Annotated in this window: 2 protein-coding genes; both read right to left on the bottom strand. The window is 39.4% G+C overall.

The window, feature by feature from the left end:
• On the bottom strand, positions 1-1,001 hold a 1,001-nt coding region (locus tag R3333_RS13725; RefSeq protein WP_318959343.1), incomplete at its 3' end, for a PorP/SprF family type IX secretion system membrane protein.
• Between the two features lie 6 nt (positions 1,002-1,007).
• A partial coding sequence (locus R3333_RS13720) for a gliding motility-associated C-terminal domain-containing protein (protein WP_318959342.1) occupies positions 1,008-3,110 on the bottom strand: 2,103 nt, incomplete at its 5' end.

Here is a 3,110-nt window from a genome sequence, read left to right as displayed (position 1 = left end):
CATACTCTATGTTTAATGTTTTTAGGTTTGAATCGGGTAAGGATGTAACGAAAACTCAATTCCAAACCACCGCGGGCATTACTCGCTGGAACCAATTGAGACACGTTAATATCGTAGCTAATTCCCGCCCAGATATTTTGCCAATCCATTCCTAAAACTAAGTACATTGCATCTCTATTTCTCAAGTACAATCCGCCGTACAATGCCTTATAAATTCCGTTTCTATTTTCTAAATAGTATTTGGCTTGGGCTCCAAAGATGAGTTCTTTGTACTTTCCTTGCGCATTAAATTGCAGGGAAGGAAGAATATCCCAGTCGGGATCTAGTTTACGCTGATAGCGGACCATAAGATTGAAACGCATATCACGCTGCACCTTGGGCCCTATAAAACCTTGATTGGGTCTGTTGATATTAAACAAACCAGACCCCGCGGTGATTTTGTTTCTTTCATCCATGTAAAACTCATAAACGATACCCGCGCCTATGGTTACATTTGTTTTCGATAAATTCCCCAAATTCTCCCCCGTCGGCAAACTTGGGTCGAAGAAAATTCCGTTGAACTGATTATCGAAATAGAATTGATCGAATTGCAAACTTCTGTTATTAATTCCTATTTGAAATCCCGGTCGAATACTATGCGTGGAATCAGGGGTTAATTTCCATAAATAAGAAACACTCGGTACAAATTCAAAGGTGCGTAAACTACCATCTCCAACCACATCGTGAAACAAATAAGCTCCTAGGGCCAAACCGTCAATTTTCTTTACACGTGCTTCAACTGAAATACTTGTGGTTTGAAAAGGTACTGTTACCCTTCTCCATTGATCTTTGTAATTGAAATGAAAACGTAGGTCACCCGTAAATTGTCCTACATTACCTGGATTTTGAAAAACAGGATTATAATCAAACTGAGAGAAGTGGATATCTTGTGACCAGCTCGTGAAATTCATCAGAACTGTCAGTACCATAAGCATTAACTCTACCCCTCTATTTCGCTTCATAAAACCCTAACGAATTAAAGTAATGTTTCCTTTTATAATCTCCTGACTCCCATCTATACAATAGGCTTCCAAATAATAATCATAAGTGTCGGGGTCTAACAATTTCCCTTGAAAAGTTCCATCCCAACCTCGGGTTATGTCGTTACTTTCAAACACCAACTCTCCCCATCTATCAAACACTTTAAAGGTAAGCTCACTAACAATGTTAGAGCGTACAAAAAGAATATCGTTCTCTCCATCCCCATCTGGTGAAAAGGCATTGGGTACGAAAACAAAAGGCTCTCCGCAGACATAGGTAAAGGCTTTTAAAACCACGTCGTCCGTTCGCGTACATATTCCATCGCTTACGCTTACTGTATAGGTAATATCCTCAAAAATCTCTACTGTAAGGTTTTGTTGATTGGGGTCAGAAATACCGCCTGTTGGTGACCATGAATAATTGTAATTTCCGTTCGGCAAGGCTGAAAGGTTTACGGCAGTACCTGAAGGAACAATGGTATCTGAGGCAATGGCCAATACATCACTGGCTGCGATAAAACTTACATTCACCCAAATGGAATCGTAGAGGTGACAACCGTTAGAAACGTCTACTTCCACATATACATATTGACTGGTTGTAAATTGTGCATCTATCTCATTGGTTCCTTCACCAGACACAATTACTGAATCAGGTGACCAATCGAAATTAGACAAAGTAAGGTTAGGGTCTAAACTTTGTACATTAAAACTACCTACCTCATCTTTACACAAGTTAATATCTCCAGTGAGTTCCATAGCTGCGCTGGTAAACATGACTTGAACAGAATCAATGGTATTACAAGCCCCGTCTCCCACAGATAAATAGTAGGACTGATCCGTACTTGGATTTACGATCAAAACAGAATCCGTCAAATCATCATTCAAAGTATCTGAAAAATTAAGGTTACTCGACCATACAAACTGATTCGCTGTTCCGAAAGTATTGGGTATAAATGTCAACTCTTCCGGTGAACATAAAGCTACGTCTGCAGGCATATCCAATTGAATTGGCTCATCTACAGTTATGGTAACCTGAGCGGTATCTGTAATTAAACAAACGGTATCTGTTACATACAAGAACACATCGTACGTTCCTGGAGTATCATATAAAATGCTGGGTTCAAAAGTTGTTGAATCGAGATTACCATTACCAAAGTCCCAAACGAAATCATCATCCGACGTAGAAAAATTAGAAAAATCCACGGTAAAAGGTGCACAGCCCAATTCCATATCCACAAAAAACTCCGCTTTGGGAATTAATTCGAAATCGAACTTAAACACTAAATTATTACAATTGTTGGCTAAGTTCTGACTACTCCATGCATCAGTTGTGGTTGGGAAATCACTCACACCTCCACATCCTGCACAAACAGATTGATATACCACGCCATTTTTATCGAAACGACTTGTACCACCATCCACGTGTTCATTGGCCTGACTCCCTCCAATATAGGTACCGTATAACAATCCTTCTAAATCTCTTTCAAATACTACGAGGTAAAAATCAAATCCATTTGGAGCTGAAGATTGAAATGCATTAGAAGTTGTAGGCATATTTCCAATGGGTGAGGTTTGCAATATATTAGCTCCCCAACCCGAAACATAAATGTTCCCACAAACATCTACCAAAAATGCAGAAGGAGAAATATCAATGTTCGCACTCCCCGTTCCAAAAACCGTTGAACGCTCTAAGGCTGTGAGATCATTATTTAACTTCGCTACAAATTGAGAGCTTCCAGCATTACTATAGGATTGTGGATGTACGAAGAAGTTTCCTCCAGCACTTTGTCCAACCGTATACACCTTATCATTCTCATCCAATTCCACAAAAAAGGCTTGGTCGTATAAATTCTCTCCGATGTAGGTTGTTTGCAACAGCATTTGACCATTACTAGAAATCTTGGCTAGGAATCCATCACTTTCACCGCCATTATATGTTGGGCTGTAAGCTCCGGTAGTATTCGTTAAGTTATTACTCGATGTTCCTCCTGCAATAAATACATTTCCATTCCCATCGAGCTTTACACTGTTACAAGCATCATTTTTAGTTCCTCCAAAATAACTAGACCACAACAATTGAGTGAAATCATT

This window comes from Lishizhenia sp. (genome assembly GCF_033720595.1).
Taxonomy (GTDB): Bacteria; Bacteroidota; Bacteroidia; order Flavobacteriales_D; family Crocinitomicaceae; genus Lishizhenia.
This window is presented reverse-complemented; position numbering and strand designations above follow the sequence as displayed.